At 72.7% G+C, this 17,488-nt stretch carries 16 protein-coding genes and 1 pseudogene; 16 read left to right on the top strand and 1 reads right to left on the bottom strand.

Annotated features, from left to right (window positions below):
• Position 1 precedes the first annotated feature (1 nt).
• From IEY86_RS04370 to nusB, 10 genes are all read left to right on the top strand, one after another.
• Complete coding sequence (locus IEY86_RS04370; protein WP_189130166.1) at positions 2-568, top strand: TetR/AcrR family transcriptional regulator; 567 nt, start codon at positions 2-4, stop codon at positions 566-568.
• Between the two features lie 54 nt (positions 569-622).
• Entirely contained in the window at positions 623-952 is a 330-nt protein-coding gene (locus IEY86_RS04365; protein WP_189130165.1) for a hypothetical protein, read from the top strand.
• Positions 953-1,749: 797 nt separating this feature from the next.
• On the top strand, positions 1,750-2,934 hold the full coding sequence (gene aroC / locus IEY86_RS04360) for a chorismate synthase (protein WP_189130164.1): 1,185 nt from the start codon (positions 1,750-1,752) through the stop codon (positions 2,932-2,934).
• Positions 2,931-3,446: a shikimate kinase gene (locus tag IEY86_RS04355; protein ID WP_189130163.1), complete on the top strand. Its 516-nt coding sequence runs from the start codon at positions 2,931-2,933 to the stop codon at positions 3,444-3,446. The genes aroC and IEY86_RS04355 overlap by 4 nt, the downstream gene beginning before the upstream one ends.
• Positions 3,443-4,534, top strand: a complete 1,092-nt coding sequence (aroB, locus tag IEY86_RS04350) for a 3-dehydroquinate synthase (RefSeq protein WP_189130162.1) — start codon at positions 3,443-3,445, stop codon at positions 4,532-4,534. Before IEY86_RS04355 ends, aroB begins: the two co-directional genes overlap by 4 nt.
• Complete coding sequence (gene aroQ / locus IEY86_RS04345; protein WP_189130161.1) at positions 4,531-4,971, top strand: type II 3-dehydroquinate dehydratase; 441 nt, start codon at positions 4,531-4,533, stop codon at positions 4,969-4,971. The genes aroB and aroQ overlap by 4 nt, the downstream gene beginning before the upstream one ends.
• Before the next feature lie 119 nt (positions 4,972-5,090).
• Positions 5,091-5,963, top strand: a complete 873-nt coding sequence (locus tag IEY86_RS04340) for an AAA family ATPase (RefSeq protein ID WP_189130160.1) — start codon at positions 5,091-5,093, stop codon at positions 5,961-5,963.
• 72 nt (positions 5,964-6,035) lie between these two features.
• Positions 6,036-7,142: an aminopeptidase P family protein gene (locus tag IEY86_RS04335; RefSeq protein ID WP_189130159.1), complete on the top strand. Its 1,107-nt coding sequence runs from the start codon at positions 6,036-6,038 to the stop codon at positions 7,140-7,142.
• A 68-nt stretch (positions 7,143-7,210) separates the two neighbouring features.
• The gene (gene efp, locus IEY86_RS04330; RefSeq protein ID WP_189130158.1) at positions 7,211-7,777 is read left to right on the top strand and encodes an elongation factor P; all 567 of its coding nucleotides are present in this window, start codon (positions 7,211-7,213) and stop codon (positions 7,775-7,777) included.
• 2 nt (positions 7,778-7,779) lie between these two features.
• The gene (nusB, locus tag IEY86_RS04325) at positions 7,780-8,208 is read left to right on the top strand and encodes a transcription antitermination factor NusB (protein ID WP_189130157.1); all 429 of its coding nucleotides are present in this window, start codon (positions 7,780-7,782) and stop codon (positions 8,206-8,208) included.
• A gap of 143 nt (positions 8,209-8,351) precedes the next feature.
• Here nusB and bldD read toward each other — a convergent pair whose 3' ends face one another.
• The gene (gene bldD, locus IEY86_RS04320) at positions 8,352-8,852 is read right to left on the bottom strand and encodes a transcriptional regulator BldD (protein ID WP_189130156.1); all 501 of its coding nucleotides are present in this window, start codon (positions 8,850-8,852) and stop codon (positions 8,352-8,354) included.
• Between the two features lie 307 nt (positions 8,853-9,159).
• On the opposite strand from bldD, the gene pyrR reads away from it, so the two are divergent.
• The 6 genes and pseudogenes from pyrR (at position 9,160) to carB (ending at position 17,447) form a co-directional block, all read left to right on the top strand.
• Positions 9,160-9,756, top strand: a complete 597-nt coding sequence (gene pyrR, locus IEY86_RS04315; RefSeq protein ID WP_189130155.1) for a bifunctional pyr operon transcriptional regulator/uracil phosphoribosyltransferase PyrR — start codon at positions 9,160-9,162, stop codon at positions 9,754-9,756.
• Positions 9,757-9,823: 67 nt separating this feature from the next.
• Complete coding sequence (locus tag IEY86_RS04310) at positions 9,824-10,855, top strand: aspartate carbamoyltransferase catalytic subunit (RefSeq protein WP_189130154.1); 1,032 nt, start codon at positions 9,824-9,826, stop codon at positions 10,853-10,855.
• Positions 10,852-12,144: a dihydroorotase gene (locus tag IEY86_RS04305; RefSeq protein WP_189130153.1), complete on the top strand. Its 1,293-nt coding sequence runs from the start codon at positions 10,852-10,854 to the stop codon at positions 12,142-12,144. The genes IEY86_RS04310 and IEY86_RS04305 overlap by 4 nt, the downstream gene beginning before the upstream one ends.
• Positions 12,141-12,731 (top strand): annotated as a pseudogene (locus tag IEY86_RS04300) (PH-like domain-containing protein); the annotation flags it as partial. The gene IEY86_RS04305 and the pseudogene IEY86_RS04300, both read left to right, overlap by 4 nt.
• A gap of 197 nt (positions 12,732-12,928) precedes the next feature.
• Positions 12,929-14,128 carry a glutamine-hydrolyzing carbamoyl-phosphate synthase small subunit gene (carA, locus tag IEY86_RS04295; RefSeq protein ID WP_189130152.1) on the top strand — a complete coding sequence of 400 codons (1,200 nt, stop codon included), beginning with the start codon at positions 12,929-12,931 and terminating at the stop codon, positions 14,126-14,128.
• Positions 14,121-17,447, top strand: coding sequence for a carbamoyl-phosphate synthase large subunit (gene carB, locus IEY86_RS04290; RefSeq protein ID WP_189130151.1), 3,327 nt, complete (start codon positions 14,121-14,123; stop codon positions 17,445-17,447). The genes carA and carB overlap by 8 nt, the downstream gene beginning before the upstream one ends.
• Positions 17,448-17,488: the final 41 nt, after the last annotated feature.

Raw genomic sequence — 17,488 nt, 5'->3', positions numbered from 1 at the left:
CATGTCCAAGCCCGCCGACACCCGGCAGAGCATCATCGACGCCGTCCTGCGCATCATCGGCCAGGACGGCCTCGCCGGGGTCACCAACCGGCGGATCGCCAAGGAGGCGGGAGTCTCCCTGGGGACGGTCACCTACCACTTCGAGACCCAGCACGAGCTGCTGCGCGAGAGCCTGCTGCACTTCGTCGGGGAGGAGACCCGGCGCTTCACCGAGCTCGCCGACCTGTGCCGCTCCGACGGGATCGACCTCGACGGGGCCGCGGCCACCGTCGCCCAGGTGGCCGGGGGCACGGAGTTCGACAGCACGCACATCGCGCCCTTCGAGCTGTACGTCCAGGCCGGCCGGGACGAGCGGCTGCGCACCGCGGCGGCCGAGTGCTTCGCCGCCTACGACCGGCTGGCCGCGCGGATCCTCGGCGGGCTCGGCGTGCCCGAGGCCGAGCGGGTCGCGGGCACCGCCGTCGCCCTCGTCTTCGGCCTCCAACTGCGCCGCCTGGCCACCGGCTCACCCGCCTCGGACCTCGTCGACGCGCTCCTGCTGCTCGCTCGGGGGGCGAGCAGCGGCTGACGGGGACGGGCGCTAGGATCCGGACGCGTTTTCCGTATCCGGAGGGGGAGCTCAATGGAATGGCACACCCTGCAGGCGTCCATCGGCAGCAAGATCTTCGCAGTCGTGCTGTCCTTCCTGCCGCACTGGCTGGCGCTCACGCTGCTGGGACTCGTCGCGCTGGCCGTCGTCGCGACCTGGGTGTTCAAGCTGGTGCGGAAGATCCAGTACCGCAGGGCGGTCCGGTCGGGCCGACCCGTCCACGCCGCCGCCCAGTACGGGCAGCGCCCGGGCAGCCACTACCTGGGCAGCTACGCGCCTGCGGCGGGGCAGACATACGGCGCCCCCACAAGCGAGGCCCCGGAACCGCCCCCCGGCCGGACACCGGACCAGTCACCGAACTAGCGCCCGGCACACCTTGGGGCGACCGCGCCGCCCCGTCCCGCCCTTGTCCGGTCCCCGGCCGCCTTGCCGGGCTGTCGTGCCGGTGGCCTGCCTCTTGGTGCCTGACCGCCTTGCCGGTCCTGCCCTTGTCCGGGGCCCAGGTGGGTTGTCGGGTTGTCGTGCTGGTTGGGCGTGCTGTCCGGCGCCGGGTCGCCGTGGCGGTCTCACCCTTGTCCGGTGCCTGGGCGGGTTGCCGGGCTCGTGCCGGTGGGCCTGCTGTCCGCTGCCCAGTCGCCGTGGTGGTCTCGCCTTCGTCTGGTGCCTGGGCGGGGGTTGTCGGGCTGTCGTGCTGGTGGGCCTGCCTCTTGGTGCCTGATCGCCTTGCCGGTCCTGCCCTTGTCCGGGGCCCTGGTCGCCTTGCCGGGGGCCTGCTGTCCGCCGCCCGGTCGCCGTGGCGGTCTCGCCCTTGTTCGGTGCCCGGTCGCCTTGCCGGGCCACCGTGCCGGTGGGCGTGCTGTCCGCCGCCCGGTCGCCGTGGCCGTCCCGCCCCCGCCCGGTGCCCGGTCGGCGTGGCCGCGCCCTCGTCGGGTGCCCGGGCGCCTCGTCGGGCCCGCCGTGCCCGTCCGCTCCACTCGGGCGCCCCGGCCGTCTTGCCCTTCCCGCTCCAGTCCGGCGCCCCGGGTGCCTGCCGGGGTGGTCGACCGTTCCCCGCTCCGGCCGTCGGGCCGGTCCGCACCCTGGACGGGGCGCGGGCGCCCGCCCGAATCGTGGGAAGATCTGCGTGAGGCAAACGCACGGGCGCAGATGAAGGAGCACCGTTGAGCAGGTTGCGCTGGCTGACCGCGGGGGAGTCGCACGGCCCCGCACTCGTCGCGACGCTGGAGGGGCTGCCCGCCGGTGTTCCGATCACCACCGACATGGTGGCCGACGCACTCGCCCGCAGGCGCCTGGGCTACGGGCGCGGCGCCCGGATGAAGTTCGAACGCGACGAGGTGACCTTCCTCGGCGGCGTGCGGCACGGCCTCACCCTCGGCAGCCCCGTGGCGGTCATGGTCGGCAACACCGAGTGGCCGAAGTGGGAGCAGGTCATGGCCGCCGACCCGGTCGCCCCGGAGATCCTGGCCGAACTCGCCCGCAATGCCCCGCTGACCCGCCCGCGCCCCGGCCACGCCGACCTCGCGGGCATGCAGAAGTACGGCTTCGACGAGGCCAGGCCGGTCCTGGAGCGCGCCAGCGCCCGGGAGACGGCGGCCAGGGTGGCGCTGGGCACGGTGGCGCGCTCCTACCTGAAGGAGACCACCGGCATCGAGATCGTCAGCCACGTCGTGGAGCTTGCCGCGGCCGAGGCCCCGGCCGGTGTCCTGCCGGTCCCCGGCGACGAGGCGAGGCTGGACGCCGACCCCGTGCGCTGCCTCGACCCCGAGGCGTCGGAGGCGATGGTCGCCGAGATCGACCAGGCCCACAAGGACGGCGACACCCTCGGCGGAGTCGTCGAGGTCCTCGCCTACGGCCTCCCTCCGGGCCTGGGCAGCCATGTGCACTGGGACCGCCGCCTCGACGCCCGGCTGGCCGCCGCGCTGATGGGCATCCAGGCGATCAAGGGCGTCGAGGTCGGCGACGGCTTCGACCTCGCCCGTGTCCCCGGCTCCCAGGCGCACGACGAGATCGAGGCGACGCCCGAGGGCGTGCGCCGCACCTCCGGCCGCTCCGGCGGCACCGAGGGCGGGCTGTCGACCGGTGAGCTGCTGCGGGTGCGCGCCGCGATGAAGCCGATCGCCACCGTGCCCCGCGCGCTGGCCACCATCGACGTCGTCACGGGCGAGCCCGCCCAGGCCCACCACCAGCGCTCCGACGTCTGCGCGGTCCCGGCCGCGGGCATCGTCGCCGAGGCGATGGTGGCCCTCGTGCTCGCCGACGCGGTCGCGGAGAAGTTCGGCGGCGACTCCGTCCAGGAGACCCGCCGCAACGTCACCGGCTACCTCGACAACCTGGCGATCAAATGAGCGCCCCCGCGGTCGTCCTGATCGGCCCGCCCGGCGCCGGCAAGACCACGGTCGGCCGGATCGTCGCCGAGCGGCTGGGCGTCGACTACCGCGACACCGACTCCGACATCGAGCGCGCCGCCGGCAAGCCGATCCCGGAGATCTTCATCGACGAGGGCGAGCCGCACTTCCGCGCCCTGGAGCGCGAGGCCGTGCGCACCGCGCTGGCCGAGCACACCGGCGTGCTCTCCCTCGGCGGCGGCGCGATCATGGACGAGGGGACCCGCGCGGCGCTCGCCGGGGCGCCGGTGGTCTTCCTCGAGGTGGCGCTGGCGGACGCGGTCAAGCGCGTCGGGCTCGACGCCCCCCGCCCCCTTCTCATCGGCAATCCCCGGGCCCGCTGGCGCGAACTGATGGACCAGCGCCGCCCGCTGTACACCGAGGCCGCCAGGGCCACCGTGCCCACGGACGGCCGTACCCCCGAAGAGGTCGCCGACGCGGTCCTCGAGGCACTCCAGCTGAGGCAGGCATGACCGACACCCCCACCCGTATCCAGGTCGCGGGCACCGCGGGCACCGACCCCTACGAGGTGCTCGTCGGCCACCGGCTCCTCGACGACCTGCCCGGCCTGATCGGGCGCAGCGCCCGGCGCGTGGCCGTCCTGCACCCCGAGGCGCTGGCGGCCACGGGCGAGGCCGTGCGCGACGACCTGGCGAACCAGGGCTACGAGGCCATCGCACTCCAGCTCCCCAACGCCGAGGAGAGCAAGACCGCCGAGGTCGCCGCCTACTGCTGGAAGGTCCTCGGGCAGACCGGCTTCACCCGCACCGATGTGATCGTCGGTATCGGCGGGGGCGCGACCACCGACGTCGCGGGCTTCGTCGCCGCCACCTGGCTGCGCGGGGTGCGGTGGATCGCCATGCCGACCACGCTGCTGGGCATGGTGGACGCCGCCGTCGGCGGCAAGACGGGCATCAACACCGCCGAGGGCAAGAACCTCGTCGGCGCCTTCCACCCGCCCGCCGGGGTGCTCGCGGACCTGGCGACGCTGGACTCCCTGCCGGTCAACGACTACGTCGGCGGGCTCGCGGAGATCATCAAGGCCGGCTTCATCGCCGACCCGGCGATCCTGGACCTCATCGAGTCCGACCCGGCCGCCGCCCGTACGCCGGGCGGCCCGCACACCGCGGAGCTGATCGAGCGCTCCATCCGGGTCAAGGCGGACGTGGTGTCCTCGGACCTGAAGGAGTCGGGTCTTCGGGAGATCCTCAACTACGGGCACACCCTGGGCCACGCCATCGAGAAGAACGAGCGCTACCAGTGGCGGCACGGCGCCGCCGTCAGCGTCGGCATGGTCTACGCCGCCGAACTCGGCCGCCTGGCCGGCCGTCTCGACGACGCCACGGCGGACCGCCACCGCGCCGTCCTGGAGTCCGTGGGCCTGCCGCTGGCCTACCGCGGGGACGCCTGGCCCAAGCTCCTGGAGTCGATGCGGGTGGACAAGAAGTCCCGCGCCGACCGGCTGCGCTTCGTGGTCCTCGACGGGCTCGCCAAGCCCGCGATCCTGGAGTCCCCGGACCCCTCGCTGCTGGTCGCGGCATACGGTGAGGTCTCCAAGTGACAAACAACACAAGGGTGTTGGTGCTCAACGGGCCGAATCTCGGCCGGCTCGGAAGCCGTGAGCCGGATGTGTACGGCGCCACCTCCTACGCCGGGCTCGTCGAGGAGTGCACGGCGCTCGGCAAGGAGCTCGGCTTCGACGTGGAGGTCCGCGAGACCAACGACGAGGGCGAGCTCATCCGCTGGCTGCACGAGGCCGCGGACGGGCGAATTCCCGTCGTTCTCAACCCCGGGGCGTTCACCCACTACTCCTACGGCATGCGCGACGCGGCCGCCCAGCGCACCGCCCCGCTCATCGAGGTCCACATCTCCAACCCGTACGCGCGCGAGGAGTTCCGCCACACTTCGGTGGTCGCCGCGGTGGCCACGGGAACCGTCGCGGGCTTCGGCATCGGCTCCTACCGGCTCGCCCTGCGGGCCCTGGCGGATGAGCTATAAAAGGCTCCTGACCGGCCACCCTTCCCACAGACCCCGCTGGGGACGGTACCGTTCGGTTGCCAGCGCGCGGGCCGCCCGAGGGAGAGGGCGCCGCGCCCCAGGAGACGGAGTGGGCAGAGATGCAGCATGCTGGGGGGGTGCCGTTGCCCCCGCCGTCCGGTGTCCCGCACGGGCACCCCGACGGCCGGGCTCCCCGGCCCGCCGAGGCGGGCCGTCCCTCGGGGGCCGACCACCGCGCCGCCGGGGCCGGCCACCGCGCCGGACCGGGACCGCTGGGCTCCGGCTACCCCGGGCCCACCGGGCAGCCGCCGACACCGCAGCCGACCAGCACCGGGCACTTCCCGCTTCCCCCGCCCAGCACGGTCCAGCTGCCCACGCCCCCGCCCCCGCCGACGCCCACACCGACACCGACGCCCCAGCACCAGCCCGGCACGACGGCGCCGATCGCCGTCCTGCTGATCGGACCGGCGGGCGCGGGAAAGACCACCATCGCCCGCCACTGGGCCGACCGCCGTCCGGCGTCCACCGCGCACATCAGCCTCGACGACGTGCGCGAGTGGGTGCGCTCGGGCTTCGCCGACCCGCAGTCCGGCTGGAACGAGCACTCCGAGGCCCAGTACCGGCTGGCCCGGCGGACCTGCGGTTTCGCGGCCCGCAACTTCCTGGCCAACGGCATCTCCTGCATCATCGACGACGCCGTCTTCCCCGACCGCCCGGTCGTCGGCCTCGGCGGCTGGAAGCGCCACGTCGGCCCCGGCCTGCTCCCCGTGGTCCTGCTGCCCGGCCTCGAGGTGGTGCTCGCCCGCAACGCCGAGCGCAGCGGCAACCGGCGCCTGTCCGACGAGGAGGTCGCCCGCATCCACGGCCGGATGGCGGGCTGGTACGGCTCCGGCCTGCCGATCATCGACAACTCCCAGCTCGATGTCGCCACCGCCGCCGAAGCACTCGATCGGGTGGTCGCTCGCAGTGTGGTGGGCCCTCCGGTCTGGTGATCCGGGCCGGCCGGACATCCGAGTGGCCCCGCTGAGCGGGCCGGGCCGCCGCGAGCCTCGTAGGCTCGCATCATGTCCGAGGTGCACGCGGCGAGACGCCTGCGGCTGCGCGAGCGCTGCGCGGCGGCGGGCAGTACCGCCGCGCTGGTCTCGCGGGAGCCGAACGTCCGCTACCTGTGCGGATACGCGCCCGCGGGGGCCGTCCTCCTGCTCGCCCCCGACCGCGATCTGCTGGTGCTGCCCCGCGAGCCCTCGGGCGACCCCGCCGAGGGCCGGATGCCCGAGGACGTCGGCCATGTCGTACTGCCCTCGCCGGAAGGGGACCCGGCGGTCGCCGCCGCGGATCTGGCCCCCGGCTTCGGCGCCGACGGCCTCGCCGTGGAGGAGCACCACCTCACCGTCGCCCGGCACCGGGCCATCGCGAAGGTCGCCCCTCGGCTGCGCCTGAACGACCTCGGCGGCGTGGTCGAGCAGCTCAGGCTGGTCAAGGAGGACGAGGAGATCGCCGCGATCCGGATCGCCGCGGAGATTTCCGACCAGGCCCTCGGCGAGCTGCTGGAGTCCATCCTGGTCGGCCGCACCGAGCGGCACCTCGCGCTGGAGCTGGAGCGCCGCCTGGTCGACCACGGCGCGGACGGAGCGGCGTTCCCCACCTGCGTCGGCACCGGGCCCAACGCCGGAGCGGCCCACCACACACCCAGCGACCGCCGGGTGGAGGAGGGCGACTTCCTCACCGTCTGCCTGGGCGCGCGCTACCGCGGCTACCGCTGCGAGGTCGGCCGCACCTTCGTGATCGGCACCGAGCCGGCGGCCTGGCAGATCGAGCTGTACGAGGTCGTCTTCGCCGCCCAGCGGGCGGGCCGCGAGGCGCTCGTTCCCGGCGTCGCCCACCGGGACGTGGACCGCGTGACACGTCAGGTGGTCGAGGCGGCCGGGTACGGCGACCTGCTCGGTCCCTGCGTCGGGCACGGCGTGGGCCTCGAAATCCACGAGGACCCTCGGCTGTCCCCTGCGGCCATGGGTAAACTGGACGCTTGCGTGCCGGTCACCGTCGAACCGGGGGTCCACCTCCCGGGCCGGGGCGGGGTCCGGATCGATGACACGCTCGTCGTCCGCCACGCGGCGGACGGCGGACCCGAGCTACTCACCATCACGACCAAGGAGCTGCTCGCCCTGTAGCGCCCGCGAGGTGCCGGACAGGGGCGCCCCTGGGTCGCCGAAGCAGCACTTCAGGAGATTCCGCAACCGTGGCCACCACGAACGACCTCAAGAACGGCATCGTGCTCAAGCTCGACGGGGGCCAGCTCTGGTCCGTAGTCGAGTTCCAGCACGTCAAGCCCGGCAAGGGCCCGGCTTTCGTCCGTACGAAGCTCAAGCACGTGCTCTCCGGGAAGGTCGTCGACAAGACCTTCAACGCCGGGGTGAAGGTCGAGACGGCCAACGTCGACAAGCGCGGCATGCAGTTCTCCTACAAGGACGGCGCCGACTTCGTCTTCATGGACACCGAGACCTACGACCAGATCCACATCTCCCCGGAGACCGTGGGCGACGCCGCCAACTACCTCCTCGAGGGCTTCGACGCCGTGGTGGCGATGTACGAGGGCTCGCCGCTCTACGTCGAGCTGCCCGCCTCCGTCGAGCTCGTCATCGAGTACACCGAGCCGGGTGTCCAGGGCGACCGCTCCACCGGCGGATCCAAGCCCGCACGCCTCGAGACCGGGTACGAGATCGGCGTTCCGCTGTTCATCACCACCGGCGAGAAGGTCAAGGTCGACACCCGCTCGGGTGAGTACCTCGGTCGGGTGAACAGCTAACCGTGGCTGCCCGCAACAAGGCCCGCAAGCGCGCCTTCCAGATCCTCTTCGAGGCCGACCAGCGGGGCGAGAAGCCGACGACGGTCCTCGCGGACTGGATCCGGCTCGCGCGGACCGACGACCGGCAGCCGCCGGTCACCGAGTACACGATGCAGCTCGTCGAGGGATTCACCGGGCACGCGACCCGTATCGACGAGCTCATCGCCACCTACGCCGTGGGCTGGACCCTGGACCGCATGCCGGTCGTGGACCGCAATGTCCTCCGGCTCGGCGCGTACGAGCTGATCTGGGAGGACGACGTCCCCGACGCCGTCGTGCTGGACGAGGCGGTGGAGCTGGCCAAGGAGTTCTCCACGGACGACTCCCCGGCCTTCGTCAACGGCCTGCTGGGCCGCTTGAAGGATCTCAAGCCCACGCTGCGCCGCGGCTGAGCCGCGAGCGCGGCGGGGCGGGAGCCGCGGTCGGCGGCCAAGCAGAAGGGCCGGGCCACGAACCCCAGGGTTCGTGGCCCGGCCCTCGCGCTGCCGGACCGTGCTCATGGGACGTGGATCAACGGATGTGACGTTTCAGCAGGTCAGCTCTCATCCTGCGGCACGGCGCGGCGCGCATCCGCGTCGAGCACGCCCCAGCTGATGAGCTGCTCGGTCAGTACCGAGGGCGACTGGTCGTAGATCACGGCGAGGGTGCGCAGGTCGTCCTGGCGGATCGAGAGCACCTTGCCGTTGTAGTCGCCGCGCTGGCTCTGGATCGTGGCGGCGTAGCGCTGGAGGGGCCCGGCCTTCTCCGGCGGCACCTGGGACAGGCGCTCGAGGTCGAGGACGAGCTTCGGCGGCGGCTCGGCGGCGCCGCGCGGCGAGCCGCCGGGAAGCAGCTCCTGCACGGGCACGCCGTAGAAGTCCGCGAGCTCGGCGAGACGCTGCACGGTAACCGCCCGGTCTCCGCGCTCGTAGGAGCCGACGACCACGGCCTTCCAACGACCCTGCGACTTCTCCTCGACTCCGTGGAGGGAGAGGCCCTGCTGAGTGCGGATGGCGCGGAGCTTGGCCCCGAGCTGCTTGGCGTAGTCGCTGGACATATGACTCCCCGGACGAAGTACTCGGCGGCAACGGACAACTGTGCGGCAGGTCCGCCGGCTCGATGTCCCCCATCTCCGGCAGGCGCCGCAGTCACTCACTGTGAGGTTACGCAGCGTAATTTGGCTTCGTCAAGCCGAAAGGTCCACTCGTGCCGCCGGACCTCGCACTCTGGCCGGTTAGCGCAGGTGTACGGCTTGTGCGACAGGACCCGGGAACGGGAGTCATTCCCGCCCTGGTACGGTGGCGGGGTAACCCAGACATCCTTTAAGGCCCGTCCCGTGAGGCGGGGAAGGAGGTCCGACAGGCATGTCCGACGCGACATCCGCCGCTGACGCGGCGCGGCTGCCCCAGGCCCGACCGGTGCTCGAAGCACCCGACATCGCGCGGGTACTCACCCGCATCGCCCACGAGATCGTCGAACGCGCCAAGGGCGCCGACGACGTGGTGATCCTCGGCATCCCCACCCGCGGTGTCTTCCTCGCGCGCCGCCTCGCCGACAAGCTCGCCGGCATCACCGGCCGCAAAATCCCGGTGGGCTCCCTCGACATCACCATGTACCGCGACGACCTGCGGATGGGCCCGGCCCGTGCCCTCGCGCGCACCGACATCCCCGCCGACGGCGTCGACGGCCGCCTCGTCGTCCTCGTCGACGACGTGCTCTTCTCCGGCCGCACGATCCGGGCGGCGCTCGACGCCCTCGGCGACATCGGCCGCCCCCGCGCAGTGCAGCTCGCCGTCCTGGTCGACCGGGGCCACCGCGAGCTGCCCATCCGCGCCGACTACGTCGGCAAGAACCTGCCCACATCGCTGCGCGAGACCGTCAAGGTCCTACTCGCCGAGAACGACGGCCGGGACGCCGTCCTCCTGGGCGGGGTGGGCGACGCCGCCCCCGGGCGCGAGTAACCGCCGCTGCCCCGCCCGCGGGGCACCCGTATGCCCGCCGTCCGATGTCTCCTCCGGAGTGACCCACGTGAAGCGCCATCTCATCTCGGCCGCCGACCTCACCCGCGACGACGCCATCCTCATCCTCGACACCGCCGAGGAGATGGCCCGCGTCGCCGACCGCCCCATCAAGAAACTCCCCACGCTGCGCGGGCGCACCGTCGTGAACCTCTTCTTCGAGGACTCCACCCGCACCCGCATCTCCTTCGAGGCGGCCGCCAAGCGCCTGTCGGCGGACGTCATCAACTTCTCCGCCAAGGGCTCCTCGGTCTCCAAGGGCGAGTCCCTCAAGGACACCGCGCTGACCCTGGAGGCCATGGGGGCCGACGCCGTCGTGATACGGCACCACGCTTCCGGGGCCCCGCACCGCCTGGCCAACTCCGGCTGGATCGGCGGCAGTGTCGTCAACGCCGGGGACGGCACCCACGAGCACCCCACCCAGGCGCTGCTCGACGCCTTCACCATGCGCCGCCACCTCGCGGGCGCGGCCGACGGCGGCCCGGTCCACCACCGGGGCCCCGGGGACGGCACCGGCCGCGACCTCGAGGGCCGCAGGGTCACCATCGTCGGCGACGTCCTGCACAGCCGGGTCGCCCGCTCCAACGTCCACCTGCTGGGCACCCTGGGCGCGCACGTCACCCTCGTCGCGCCGCCCACCCTGCTGCCGATCGGTATCGAGAACTGGCCCTGCGAGGTCTCGTACGACCTCGACGCCGTCCTGGCCAAGTCCGACGCCGTGATGATGCTGCGGGTGCAGCGCGAGCGGATGAACGCCGCGTTCTTCCCCACCGAGCGGGAGTACAGCCGCCGCTACGGCCTCGACGCCGCGCGCATGGCGGCGCTGCCCGAGCACGCCATCGTGATGCACCCGGGCCCGATGAACCGCGGCATGGAGATCGCCGCGGAGGTCGCCGACTCCGTCCGCTCCACCATCGTCGAGCAGGTCAGCAACGGCGTCAGCGTCCGCATGGCCGTGATGTACCTCCTGCTCGGCGGCGCCGCGCCCCCGGCCGAGCTCCCCGCCGCAGCCACCGCCCGTACCGAGGAGAAGAACAGTTGAGCACCGACAAGACCCTGATCCGCGGCGCCAAGGTACTCGGCGGCGACCAGCAGGACGTCCTGATCGAGAACGGCACCGTGGCCGCCGTCGGCACCGGCCTCGACCCCGAGGGCGCCACCGTCGTCGAGGCGGCCGGACAGGTCCTGCTGCCCGGCCTGGTCGATCTGCACACCCATCTGCGCGAGCCCGGCCGTGAGGACTCCGAGACCGTCCTGACCGGCACCCGCGCCGCCGCCGTCGGCGGATTCACCGCCGTGCACGCCATGGCGAACACCTTCCCCGTCGCCGACACCGCCGGCGTGGTCGAGCAGGTCTGGCGCCTCGGCAAGGAGTCCGGCTACTGCGACGTCCAGCCGGTCGGCGCCGTCACCGTCGGACTCGAGGGCAAGCAGCTCGCCGAGCTCGGCGCCATGGCGGACTCCGCGGCCGGAGTGCGGGTCTTCTCCGACGACGGCAAATGCGTGGACGACGCGGTGATCATGCGCCGGGCACTGGAGTACGTGAAGGCGTTCGACGGCGTCGTCGCCCAGCACGCCCAGGAGCCCCGGCTCACCGAGGGCGCCCAGATGAACGAGGGCCCCGTCTCCGGCGAGCTGGGCCTGCGCGGCTGGCCGGCCGTCGCCGAGGAGTCGATCATCGCGCGCGACGTCCTGCTCGCCGCCCACGTCGGCTCCCGCGTGCACATCTGCCACCTGTCCACGGCGGGCTCGGTCGAGATCGTGCGCTGGGCGAAGTCCAAGGGCTGGAACGTCACGGCGGAGGTCACCCCGCACCACCTCCTGCTGACCGACGAGCTCGTGCGCTCCTACGACCCGGTCTACAAGGTCAACCCGCCGCTGCGCACCGAGGCGGACGTCCGCGCGCTGCGCGAGGCCCTCGCCGACGGCACCATCGACTGCGTCGCGACCGACCACGCCCCGCACCCGTCCGAGGACAAGGACTGCGAGTGGGCGGTGGCGGCCATGGGCATGGTGGGCCTGGAGACGGCTCTGTCCGTCGTGCAGCACACGATGGTCGATACCGGGCTGCTGGACTGGGCCGCGGTGGCCGACCGCATGTCGTTCCGCCCGGCCCTGATCGGGCGGCTGAGCGGCCACGGCCGCCCCGTCTCGACCGGTGAGCCGGCCAACCTCACCCTGGTCGACCCGGACTACCGTGGTGCCGTGGACCCCGCGGGCTTCGCCTCCCGCAGCCGCAACACCCCGTACGCCGGGCTGGAGCTGCCGGGCAGGGTGACGGCCACCTTCCTGCGGGGCAAGGCGACTGTTCTGGACGGGAAGCTCGTATGACCTCGACGACGCAACTGGCGGTGCTGGCGGCGGGGGAGCACTCCGCGAAGACCACGGACCTCACGGAGCGGCTGCTGTGGGTCGCGGCGCTCGTCGTGGTCGTCCTCGCCGTGTACGTGCTGATGTGGCGGGCCTGGAAGCGGCGCGCCGCCCGCCATGGCGACCTGCCCGAGCTTCCCGCGCTGCCGCAGACCGGCGCCGCCCCGGACGGCGCCGGGACACCCGGGGCCGCGAGGCTGACCGGCCGATACCACGGCAGCACCACCTCCGGCGACTGGCTTGACCGGATAGTCGCCCACGGCCTCGGCACCCGCAGCCTGGTCGAGCTGACCGCGGGCGAGGAGGGGATCGCCGTACGCCGCCAGGGCGCCGCGAGCTTCCTGATCCCGTCCGGCGCCGTACGCGGAGCCAGGCTCGACAAGGGCATCGCGGGCAAGGTCGTCACCGAGGGCGGCCTGCTGGTGATCACCTGGGAGCACGGCGGACGGCTGATCGACTCCGGCTTCCGCGCCGACCACCCCGCGGAGCACGCGGCCTGGGTGGAGCGCGTCCGGTCGATCGCCTCGTCCAAGGCGCCCGCCGCCGCCACGCCCGCCGCCGCGGCATCCGCCGTCGCGCCCGCCGCGCCCGCCGCTCCCACCGCCGTCGCGCCCGCCGCGCCCGCCGCTCCCACCGCCGTCGCGCCCGTCGCGCCCGCCGCGCCCGTCGCGCCCGCCGAGTCCGCCGCGTCCGCCGCGGACGCACCCGCTGACCCCGAAGACATGCACCACCAGGAAGGCGCACGATGACCGCACCGACGCAGGCCCGCAGGGTCCCTGCCGTACTCGTCCTCGAGGACGGGCGCACCTTCCGGGGCCGCGCCTACGGAGCGGTGGGGGAGACCTTCGGCGAGGCCGTGTTCTCCACCGGGATGACCGGCTACCAGGAGACGCTCACCGACCCCTCGTACCACCGCCAGGTGGTCGTGATGACCGCCCCGCACGTCGGCAACACCGGCGTCAACGACGAGGACCCCGAGTCCAGGCGCATCTGGGTGGCCGGCTACGTCGTGCGCGACCCCGCCCGCGTCCCGTCCAACTGGCGCTCGCGCCGCCCCCTCGACGAGGAGCTCGCCGCCCAGGGCGTGGTGGGCATCAGCGGCATCGACACCCGCGCCCTCACCCGCCACCTGCGTGAGCGCGGCGCCATGCGCGTCGGCGTCTTCTCGGGCGACGCGGTGGCCGACGAGGCCGCCATGCTGGCGAAGGTGCAGGCCGCGCCGCAGATGAAGGGCGCCGACCTCGCCGCCGAGGTGGCCACCACCGAGCCGTACGTCGTCCCGGCTCTCGGCCCCGACGGAGAACCCCTCCCCGCCGGATCCGCGACCCTCACCGTCGCCGCCGTCGACCTCGGCATCAAGGGCATGACCCCGCACCGCATGGCCGAGCGCGGCATCGAGGTGCACATCCTGCCCGCGACCGCGACGCTCGAGGACGTCTACGCGGTCGGGCCCGACGGAGTGTTCTTCTCCAACGGCCCCGGCGACCCGGCCACCGCCGACCACCCCGTCGCCCTCATGCGGGGCGTGCTGGAGCGCGGGACGCCGCTGTTCGGCATCTGCTTCGGCAACCAGATCCTCGGCCGCGCGCTCGGGTTCGGCACCTACAAGCTCAAGTACGGCCATCGCGGTATCAACCAGCCCGTCCAGGACCGCACGACCGGCAAGGTCGAGGTCACCGCGCACAACCACGGCTTCGCCGTGGACGCGCCGCTGGACGAGGTGAGCGAGACCCCGTTCGGCCGTGTCCAGGTCAGCCACGTCTGCCTCAACGACGACGTGGTCGAGGGACTGCAACTGCTCGACGCCCCCGCGTTCAGCGTGCAGTACCACCCCGAGGCGGCAGCGGGCCCGCACGACGCGGCCTACCTGTTCGACCGGTTCGTCGAGCTCATGCGCGACGGCGACCAGCACCGCACCGCACCGTTGGAGGGCCAGCGTGCCTAAGCGCACCGACATCCAGTCCGTTCTGGTCATCGGTTCCGGCCCGATCGTCATCGGCCAGGCCGCGGAGTTCGACTACTCCGGCACCCAGGCGTGCCGTGTCCTCAAGGCCGAGGGCCTGCGGGTCGTCCTGGTCAACTCCAACCCGGCCACGATCATGACCGACCCGGAGATCGCCGACGCCACCTACGTCGAGCCGATCACCCCCGAGTACGTCGAGAAGATCATCGCCAAGGAGCGCCCCCACGCCCTCCTGCCGACCCTCGGCGGCCAGACCGCGCTCAACACCGCCATCTCGCTCGCCGAGTCCGGGGTCCTCGACAAGTACGGCGTCGAGCTCATCGGGGCCAATGTCGAGGCCATCGAGCTCGGCGAGGACCGCGACCAGTTCAAGGGCGTGGTGGAGCGGGTCAACGGGAAGATCGGCCACGGCGAGTCCGCCCGCTCGGTCATCTGCCACACCCTGGACGAGGTCCTGGCGGGCGTGGACGGGCTCGGCGGCTACCCCGTCGTCGTGCGCCCCTCCTTCACCATGGGCGGCGCGGGCTCCGGCTTCGCGCACGACGAGGAGGAGCTGCGCCGCATCGCCGGCCAGGGCCTGGCCCTGTCTCCCACCACCGAGGTGCTCCTGGAGGAGTCCATCCTCGGCTGGAAGGAGTACGAGCTCGAGCTGATGCGCGACAGGAACGACAACGTCGTGGTCGTGTGCTCCATCGAGAACTTCGACCCCATGGGCGTGCACACGGGCGACTCCATCACCGTCGCCCCCGCGATGACCCTGACCGACCGCGAGTACCAGACCCTGCGCGACATAGGCATCGCCGTGATCCGCGAGGTCGGGGTGGACACCGGCGGCTGCAACATCCAGTTCGCCGTCAACCCCGAGGACGGCCGGGTCATCGTCATCGAGATGAACCCCCGCGTCTCCCGCTCCTCGGCGCTGGCGTCCAAGGCCACCGGCTTCCCCATCGCCAAGATCGCCGCGAAGCTCGCCGTCGGCTACACGCTGGACGAGATCCCCAACGACATCACCCAGCAGACCCCGGCCTCCTTCGAGCCGACGCTCGACTACGTCGTGGTCAAGGTCCCCCGGTTCGCGTTCGAGAAGTTCCCGCTGGCCGACGCCACGTTGACGACCACCATGAAGTCGGTCGGCGAGGCCATGGCCATCGGCCGCAACTTCACCGAGGCACTGCAGAAGGCGCTGCGCTCCCTGGAGAAGAAGGGCTCGCAGTTCTCCTTCCGCGGCGACCCCGGGGACAAGGCCGTGCTCCTGGAGGCCGCCAAGGTCCCCACGGACGGCCGGATCAACACCGTCATGCAGGCCGTGCGCGCCGGGGCCACCCCCGAGGAGGTCTTCGAGGCGACCCGGATCGACCCCTGGTTCATCGACCAGCTCTTCCTGCTCAAGGAGGTCGCCGACGAGCTCTGCGCGGCCCCCGAGCTCAGCCCCGCCATTCTGCGCGAGGCCAAGCGGCACGGCTTCTCCGACCAGCAGATCGCCGGGATCCGCGACCTCGGCGAGGACGTGGTGCGCCAGGTGCGGCACGCCCTCGGGATCCGGCCGGTCTACAAGACGGTCGACACCTGCGCCGCCGAGTTCGCCGCCGCCACGCCGTACCACTACTCGTCCTACGACGAGGAGACCGAGGTCGCCCCGCGCACCAGGCCCGCGGTGATCATCCTCGGCTCCGGCCCCAACCGCATCGGCCAGGGCATCGAGTTCGACTACTCCTGCGTCCACGCCTCCTTCGCGCTCAGCGAAGCCCCCACCCCCGTGGGCGGCTACGAGACCGTGATGGTCAACTGCAACCCCGAGACCGTCTCCACCGACTACGACACCTCCGACCGGCTGTACTTCGAGCCGCTCACCCTGGAGGACGTCCTGGAGATCGTCCACGCCGAGACCCAGGCGGGACCGGTCGCCGGAGTGATCGTGCAGCTCGGCGGCCAGACCCCGCTGGGCCTCGCCCAGGCGCTCAAGGACAACGGCGTGCCGATCGTCGGCACCTCGCCCGAGGCCATCCACCTCGCCGAGGAGCGCGGCGCCTTCGGCCGTGTCCTGGTCGAGGCCGGACTGCCCGCGCCCAAGCACGGCACCGCCTTCTCCTTCGGGGAGGCCAAGGCCATCGCGGACGAGATCGGCTACCCCGTCCTGGTCCGCCCCTCCTACGTGCTCGGCGGCCGGGGCATGGAGATCGTCTACGACGAGCCCTCGCTCGCCGAGTACCTGACCCGGCACGCCGGCCTGATCTCCGAGCACCCGGTCCTGGTCGACCGCTTCCTCGACGACGCCATCGAGATCGACGTCGACGCCCTCTACGACGGCCGCGAGCTCTACCTCGGCGGCGTCATGGAGCACATCGAGGAAGCCGGCATCCACTCCGGCGACTCGGCCTGCGCCCTGCCCCCGATCACCCTCGGCGGCTTCGACATCAAGCGGCTGCGCGCCTCCACCGAGGCCATCGCCAAGGGCGTCGGCGTCCGCGGGCTGATCAACATCCAGTTCGCGCTCGCCGGGGACATCCTCTACGTGCTCGAGGCCAACCCCCGTGCCTCGCGCACCGTCCCGTTCGTCTCCAAGGCGACCGCCGTGCCGCTGGCCAAGGCCGCCGCCCGCGTCAGCCTCGGCTCCAGCATCGCCGAGCTGCGCGAGGAGGGCCTGCTTCCCAGCAGCGGCGACGGAGGCACGCTGCCGCTGGACTCGCCCATCTCCGTCAAGGAGGCGGTCCTGCCCTGGAGCCGCTTCCGCGACGTGCACGGCCGTGGCGTGGACACCGTCCTCGGGCCGGAGATGCGCTCCACCGGCGAGGTCATGGGCATCGACTCGGTGTTCGGCACCGCCTACGCCAAATCCCAGTCCGCCGCCTACGGCGCCCTGCCGACCAAGGGGCGTGCCTTCGTCTCGGTCGCCAACCGCGACAAGCGCGCCATGGTCTTCCCGGCCCGCGCCCTGTCCGAGCACGGCTTCGAACTGCTGGCCACCTCCGGCACGGCCGAGGTGCTGCGCCGCAACGGCATCAACGCCACCGTGGTCCGCAAGCAGAGCGAGGGGGCGGGCCCGAACGGCGAGCCGACCGTCGTCCAGCTCATCCACGACGGTCAGATCGACCTGATCGTCAACACCCCGTTCGGCACCGGAGGGCGCCTCGACGGGTACGACATCCGCACCGCCGCCGTCGCCCGCGGTGTGCCCTGCCTGACCACGGTCCAGGCGCTCGCCGCCGCCGTGCAGGGCATCGACGCGCTCACCAGGGGAGAGGTCGGCGTCCGCTCCCTCCAGGAGCACGCGGAGCACCTGAACGCCGCTCGCGAGGACTGAGCGGGGAGGGGGGGACACCGCAGCGGTGCCCTCCCGGTGTC

Origin of the sequence: Wenjunlia tyrosinilytica, from assembly GCF_014646055.1 — a bacterium.
In the GTDB taxonomy this organism is placed as follows: Bacteria; Actinomycetota; Actinomycetes; order Streptomycetales; family Streptomycetaceae; genus Wenjunlia; species Wenjunlia tyrosinilytica.
This window is presented reverse-complemented; position numbering and strand designations above follow the sequence as displayed.

What these genes read in the sequence shown, in the direction of transcription:
- IEY86_RS04370 (WP_189130166.1), top strand. Translation starts at nt 2, where the DNA reads ATGTCCAAGCCCGCCGACACCCGGCAGAGCATCATCGACGCCGTCCTG.
- IEY86_RS04365 (WP_189130165.1), top strand. Translation starts at nt 623, where the DNA reads ATGGAATGGCACACCCTGCAGGCGTCCATCGGCAGCAAGATCTTCGCA.
- IEY86_RS04355 (WP_189130163.1), top strand. Translation starts at nt 2,931, where the DNA reads ATGAGCGCCCCCGCGGTCGTCCTGATCGGCCCGCCCGGCGCCGGCAAG.
- aroB (WP_189130162.1), top strand. Translation starts at nt 3,443, where the DNA reads ATGACCGACACCCCCACCCGTATCCAGGTCGCGGGCACCGCGGGCACC.
- IEY86_RS04340 (WP_189130160.1), top strand. Translation starts at nt 5,091, where the DNA reads ATGCAGCATGCTGGGGGGGTGCCGTTGCCCCCGCCGTCCGGTGTCCCG.
- IEY86_RS04335 (WP_189130159.1), top strand. Translation starts at nt 6,036, where the DNA reads ATGTCCGAGGTGCACGCGGCGAGACGCCTGCGGCTGCGCGAGCGCTGC.
- bldD (WP_189130156.1), bottom strand. Translation starts at nt 8,852, where the DNA reads ATGTCCAGCGACTACGCCAAGCAGCTCGGGGCCAAGCTCCGCGCCATC.
- pyrR (WP_189130155.1), top strand. Translation starts at nt 9,160, where the DNA reads ATGTCCGACGCGACATCCGCCGCTGACGCGGCGCGGCTGCCCCAGGCC.
- carA (WP_189130152.1), top strand. Translation starts at nt 12,929, where the DNA reads ATGACCGCACCGACGCAGGCCCGCAGGGTCCCTGCCGTACTCGTCCTC.